This window comes from Campylobacter sp. BCW_4332, assembly GCF_001763175.1.
GTDB classification, from domain to species: Bacteria; Campylobacterota; Campylobacteria; order Campylobacterales; family Campylobacteraceae; genus Campylobacter_D; species Campylobacter_D jejuni.
Genome location: NZ_MJYF01000057.1, coordinates 1 through 6,569 on the forward strand (window position 1 = coordinate 1; position 6,569 = coordinate 6,569).

Sequence of the window (6,569 nt, forward strand, 5' to 3'; positions counted from 1 at the left end):
AAACCACAAAATTACATCTTAATTTTAATAAAATAGAGAATCTAAGGAGATAACCCATGACATATATATTACTTCTTATTATAATTTCTACTATTCTTTCTTATCTTATATTAAAATTTATTTATAAAATCATCTTTAAATCTACAAAAAGCGTTTCAAAGTTTTTAGTCTTTCTTGGAAGTATAGGCTTAATTATCTTTTATTATACTCCTTATTCTTATTATTTAGAGCCTAGTTATTGGCAATTTAGGAATATGTGTAAGTTAAATGAACTTCCTAAAGTATAATAAGATTCTAGGGTATTTTGGATTAAGTTTGGATACATTAGATTGGGAGGAGCTGAATAGAAGAGCTTATAAAATAAGTAAAGAATAGCAATTCTATTTGCAAAATTTTAGAGAATATGCAACATATATAGGAGAAATAAAAAAGACTAGATATGATATAATGGCTATTCTGTATAGCAATAAAAAACTTATCTCTAAAGATAACATTACATCAATAATTTTACTTGATACTTGGAATACAAGACGTTACAATTTAGAGTAAGAATCTGTGGCTAGTTATAATATTGAGTGGATAGAGATAGAAGAATATTGCAGTTTGTACTTCAATACAAAGGAGCAAAAATGGACAATAAAGGATTAATCACTAAATTACGAGACAATGCAGAACTTCCTTGGGCAGCCTATGGATATTTTCATTTAGCTAATGAAAGTTATAAGCCAGAGGAAAATAGTAAGGATTGGAAAAGATTAAAATATTTTAGAGATATTAAAGAAGATACAACCCAATCTGTATTCCCCACCCTAATTGATATTCTCAACATAGAATACAAATATTTTAAAGATGAAAAAACAGGAAAGCTAAAAATGGCTTCTTTGATGATGAGTTATTTAGTGGCGACTTCTCCCCACTCCAAGCTAAACAATTCTTTTCTCGCTATGATTTATTAAAACATTGTCCTAATACAAATTCAGGCTTTTCTGCTACTTTGTTTGGAGAAAAAAGAAAACAAATTGATAGTAAAACAAAAGAAGAAGGCTATACCAGTGAATATGGCTATATCAATTATATTTTAGCCATTAGAGGAACAGAAATGAGTTCCTTTAAAGATTTGTTTGTAGCTGATGCTTCTTTAACCATAGGCTCTATACCTAAAGCCCAATATGATGATATGCTAAACTTTTATGAAACTTGTATTAAAGATTATCCACAAATCAAAGAAAAAGATTCTCTTACTATTACAGGACACTCTCTTGGAGGCTGTCTTGCACAACTCTTTGCTTTAAGTATCTGTGATGATAGGAATAGAAACAATATCAAAGCTTTATATACTTATAATGCACCTGGAGCTAGAAAGATAGCACCTCCTTATGATTATATAGTAAAACTCTTTATATTTCACAGTAAAGAACAACAAGAAAGATTTATAAAAGAAGAAATAGAAAATATAGCAAATAGAGCAAGAGATTTAGGCAAAGATAATATTTTCTTAGAAAGTAAGATACGAGAGATATTACACAAGATAATCCAAGAAAAACAAAGTCAATACTATGGGATAATAATGAGTCTTTCTACTCATACAACAATGATGACACTTGATATTAATGCCATTCCTATCTTAGCAGATATTGCACCATATTATAGACAACTTGCTTATAATTATTGGCAACATTTTAAAGAAGATAGGAGACACCTCAAAATTTTGAACTTAAAGGAGATGAAAGATATATATATATATATATATATATATAAACTCTCAATTCAAGATTCTATCTTTCATTGTGAATCAAGTAATAATGAATATAAAAATGAATGGTATATCGGCTCTCCTATATCAAAACTAGGGATTAAGCTAGGATTACATCAAGACAATCAATATAGCGATACAACACTGCTTCATACAATCAATACAAGCTCTGGAGTAACAGGGGAGCACTCCATTATCCCCCTTACCCAAACTCTCTATTTTTATTCCTATCTTTTAGAATTAGATGCTAACCATAACAAAGTCAAAGATAAAAGTTTTAGTGAATGTATAGAGTATCTTAATCATTTTATGAAAAATATTCAAATTTATACAGAAACTTTTGTGTTAAAAAATAATGCTATTAATAAAAATAGCTCTTTTGGGTTCAATAAAAACCATCCAGAAAAGATTAACCACTTTGAATATTTTCTTTCATTAATAGCCACCATAATGCAAGAAACAAATGGTATTTTAGAAGAGCTTGGAGATAATTATTATACAAGTTATAAAACTCCTATTATTAGTCAAACAAAAATCATAGATTTTATTTTAAAGGCACAAGAAAAAGAAAAATACATTTTAATTCTTGATAAAAATGATTTTAATAAATACAGAAAAGATTGTTCCTTTATTAATAATCAAGAAAATTTAGCTCATAAAATTGCCATTGGGGAATTTAGAATTTTTATTGTGGTTTATAAAGATATGAAATGTCTTGAAAATATTAATAATATAACAAAAATATATGGATATAATTCAAAAAGTTATAAAATAAAAGATCAAATTTGGGATGAGCAATATTTAGGTGGAGTTTGTAAAATATCACAAGCTTTGTATTTTAATGGAAAAGCTAAAATAGGTATTATTTAGGAAAATTATGATAGATAAAGACTTTTTATATTCTATTCATAAAGATAAAAAAAGTATTTATTTGTTTTGTGAAAATAAAAGCATCATTGATTGTCAAAGTATTTATGATGAACTTTATAAATTAGAAGCAACGACAGATTTTACTTTTGAAGAACTTCAAAACTATCAAGCTTATATCTTCCTAAACTCCACTCTCCTTACAGGATCAAATGAACTTCCTAATAATCCTTTTTACTTTGGAGAATTAGATCAAGATAATACTATAAAACAAGATACACCTAGTTATTATTTTTCTCCTAAAGATGAATTCAAATGCAAATCATAAAGGATAAAATAATATATGAAAACAAGCCAAATATATGAAACTTTATAAATATGCTAGAATGTGCTGGACTAGGTATTCTATAAATTTAAATGAGAACATGCTTAAGGAATTTCTAAAAAATATAAAAACAATAGGATGAAATAATGGATGAAGAACTTTTTTGGGAAAACATTGTTCCAGTAGGACATATTAATGAAGAAACTTTAAAGAGCCAAATTTATATTAATAATATAAATTTTAGCACTTTACCATATGATGAAACAGTTTTACCTACAGAATTAGAGTGTTGTTATAATGAATTTAAATATTATCAAAAAAGCAATAATGAAATAGCAACACTAGGTTGGGCTGTTAGTTATCAGCTTCAAGTATTGTGGCAAAATAGCCCTAAGATAGATACAATACAAAATTATCATCTCCCTGTAAAACAAAATAAGCCTAATAATCCCCAAGCAGAACAAAGACTAAAAGAAATACAAAATTTCTTACAAAGTAAAGGTATAGAACCCTTTATTTTACATTATACCCCTTATCCAAACAACACACAAACCCAAGAGATGAAAAGACTAAGGCAAAATTCAGAGCGTTTTTCGCGCCATGTAGATAATAAAACAAATGAAGCAAGAGAAGAAAGGCGTTCTATTAAATTTTACACTACGCTAGATTGGGATAAGTTTTATTCTCATTTTCCTATAATAAAAAGACTAAGTAAAAAATTTCATACAAAAGAAGACATATACACTCAAAATTTTACAAAGCAAATAGAAATAATCTTACAAAAAACTCATAATATTTTGATATTAAAAAATTTGCCTCAAGGAGAATATAAATTTGATTTTGCTATCGATATAAAAGAAAATCGAAGCAATAAAAATGAAGAATCTTATATCATCATTAAAGAAAATGATGAAATTTCAAAAGATTATAAACGCATTTTAGACTGTAAGCCCTATGAGCTTGATACTTTAAATTGTCAATATATAGGTGTGGGTGATGATGAGTTTTTCAGACAAATTTGGCAAAATTTAGGTATAAATATTGCAGAGAAATTTAAGGTAGATTTTTCTTATGCTAGACTTGATAAATTTATTTTTGCGACATCGCCATTTGGACTTACTTATAATACATATGAGACTTTAGAGCAAACTTATGATGAACTCATGCAAGATCTATCTCTTTATGCTTGTAGTGGTAAATTTTCTTTTAATTTTGCTCCTTCGAAATTAAGTATTAAAAAAGAAATTCAAGGAGATAGAGAAAAGGTATCATACCGCGTTGATGAAATGCTTGTTTATGTTTATGATAGCTTTGATTTTTTAGATCAAGGACATGAATTTGATGATAAGGGAAATTTTATCAAGCTAGGACAACCTGTTGGAGCTTGGGATTTTAATGAAAAGAGTTTTAGTATTTGGGGTTCTACAAGACAAATGGGAACTTATGATAAAAATAAAATTATTAAAACTGTTGTGGAAATTGTGGATAAAAAAATAACCTTTGAAGATATTCTCCGATCTCCAAAAACCAAACAATACTATCTTTACAATCAAGATTATCAAGACTATCAAAAATTCACTCCTTATGGTTTGGATTTTAAACTTTATAGTAAGGATTTTATCACTAAACTTGATTTTAAAGATAAAGCTTATAATGTGCTTTGTGATACAGGAGTTTAAATGGGAGATAGTATTGCACTTTCTATTGGCTGGGGTTTGATTTTGTTTATTGCTAGTTTTGCTACTGTAAGAATTTATCTTATAACTTTAAGTATTCTTATTGCCTTTTCTATTTTAAATTATTGGATTAAAATTAACATAAAAGAATTTGTAAAATCTTATTTTTTAATATCTTTTATTATCTTTTTTATGGCTATTGTTATCATATTTTATCTTACTTATGATCTTAAAACCTCTAGATCGCTTGTATTGCTTGGTCCTCCAGAAATTGAAAAATTATCACCACAAGAGTATAAAGCGTATAATTATTTTGGATTTTTAAGTGGTATCACCATTGTCTTTTTAGCGATCACTTTTTTTATACTTCCTTGTTTATTACAAGCTTATTTATTTAAATGCCATAGTACAGGAGAAAAATGCAAAAAATTAAGTTGGTTTATAGGGTTTGTGTGTAATGTTCCTATATTGATCTCAAGTGTTTATGTGATATATGAAAATCTTTAAAGACTATCAAAAATTCACTCCTTATGGTTTGGATTTTAAACTTTATAGTAAAGATTTTATCGCTAAGCTTGATTTTAAAGATAAAGCTTATAATGTACTTTATAATACAGGAGTTTAAATGGGAGAAGATATTATACTTTCTATTTTTTGGGGTTTGATAGGATTTATTTTTAGGCTTGTTACTATTGATACAATACTTTATATTAAAGCCTTAAGCGTTCTTATTGCCTTTTCTATTATAAATTATTGGATTAAAATTAACATAAAAGAATTTGTAAAATCTTATTTTTCAATATATTTTATTATCTTTTTTACAGCTATTATTATCATATTTTATCTTAGCTATGATCTTGAAACTTCTAGAGGATATGTAATGCTCGGTCCTCCAGAAGTTGAAGAATTATCACCACAAGAATATATAGTATATAAGTGTTCTAAATTTTTAATCTTTATAAATTTTATTTTTTTTACAATCACATTTATTATACTTCCTTGTTTATTACAAGCTTATTTATTTAAATGCCATAGTACAGGAGAAAAACACAAAAAATTAAGTTGGCTTATAGGGTTTTTATGCAATATTATTATATTAATTGTAAGTGCATATTTGATGTATATATTTTAAAGACTATCAAAAATTTAATATATTTGATATAATATTCATTTATCTTGAATATTTAGAAAAAAAATGGATAGAGAATTATTTATAACAAGGCTTGCTTTTATAAACAATGATGAAATAGACACAATAGATAAAAATTCATCCATAGCATATTTAAAAGCCTTATATCAATGTGAAAATTCCATAGCTATAAATTATAATCAAGAAGATCTTTTCACCCAAACCACTGCTATAAACAATTTAGGCTATAATTCTACTTTCACAAAAATCTTCATCCTAGATAAAGAAAAGCTCAATGATACCTATCTTGATGCTAGAAAAAGGCTTTATAAATCTATCAATACTTTAAAAGAAAAAAGAAATGAAAAAATAAAAGATATCCAAGACTATTTAAATAAAGAAATTTCCTTACAAGATAATCTAAATAATCAAAGCTTTAATACTAAGGAAAATGATGTTAATTTAATTTTAAACGAAGTATTTAACATAGAGCAATTTTATGATAAAAATACCAATACCATAGTATTAAAGACAAATAATATAAAAATCATATTCTTAGATAAAGTAAATTTACAAGATTTGCAAGATAATTCTAACAATACTTCTTTCATCTCTATGTCAAATTTGATCCATATTTATGATAATCATTGTGATATTTTTGCAAAAGATAGAAGTGTTTTGGATATAAAGGACATAGAAGAAAAATATCAAATAGATTTTAAAAGTTTAGATATAAAAATCTTTTTAAACTCCACCCTCCTTACAGGATCAAATGAACTTCCTAATAATCCTTTTTACTTTGGAGAATTAGATCAAGAT

General features: G+C 26.3%; 9 protein-coding genes. All 9 read left to right on the forward strand.

The features are described 5' to 3' along the window. Window positions 1–56: 56 nt before the first annotated feature. On the forward strand, window positions 57–287 hold the full coding sequence (locus AJN64_RS06140; protein ID WP_002881838.1) for a hypothetical protein: 231 nt from the start codon (window positions 57–59) through the stop codon (window positions 285–287). A 342-nt stretch (window positions 288–629) separates the two neighbouring features. Then, window positions 630–956 (forward strand): hypothetical protein, encoded by a 327-nt coding sequence (locus tag AJN64_RS09560; RefSeq protein WP_070210731.1) that lies wholly within the window; start codon window positions 630–632, stop codon window positions 954–956. A gap of 38 nt (window positions 957–994) precedes the next feature. Then, complete coding sequence (locus AJN64_RS09775) at window positions 995–2,623, forward strand: lipase family protein (RefSeq protein ID WP_261665710.1); 1,629 nt, start codon at window positions 995–997, stop codon at window positions 2,621–2,623. A 7-nt stretch (window positions 2,624–2,630) separates the two neighbouring features. After that, entirely contained in the window at window positions 2,631–2,948 is a 318-nt protein-coding gene (locus tag AJN64_RS06160; RefSeq protein WP_070210581.1) for a hypothetical protein, read from the forward strand. Between the two features lie 143 nt (window positions 2,949–3,091). Then, a complete protein-coding gene (locus AJN64_RS06165) occupies window positions 3,092–4,624 on the forward strand; it encodes a DUF6402 family protein (protein ID WP_070292808.1) in 1,533 nt (510 codons plus the stop codon). Then, window positions 4,625–5,128 carry a hypothetical protein gene (locus tag AJN64_RS06170; protein WP_070292809.1) on the forward strand — a complete coding sequence of 168 codons (504 nt, stop codon included), beginning with the start codon at window positions 4,625–4,627 and terminating at the stop codon, window positions 5,126–5,128. Continuing rightward, entirely contained in the window at window positions 5,115–5,246 is a 132-nt protein-coding gene (locus AJN64_RS09780) for a hypothetical protein (RefSeq protein ID WP_261006476.1), read from the forward strand. Before AJN64_RS06170 ends, AJN64_RS09780 begins: the two co-directional genes overlap by 14 nt. Further along, entirely contained in the window at window positions 5,247–5,753 is a 507-nt protein-coding gene (locus tag AJN64_RS06175; protein WP_070292810.1) for a hypothetical protein, read from the forward strand. Between the two features lie 63 nt (window positions 5,754–5,816). After that, the coding region (locus AJN64_RS09785; protein ID WP_261665711.1) for a hypothetical protein at window positions 5,817–6,569 on the forward strand (753 nt) is incomplete at its 3' end.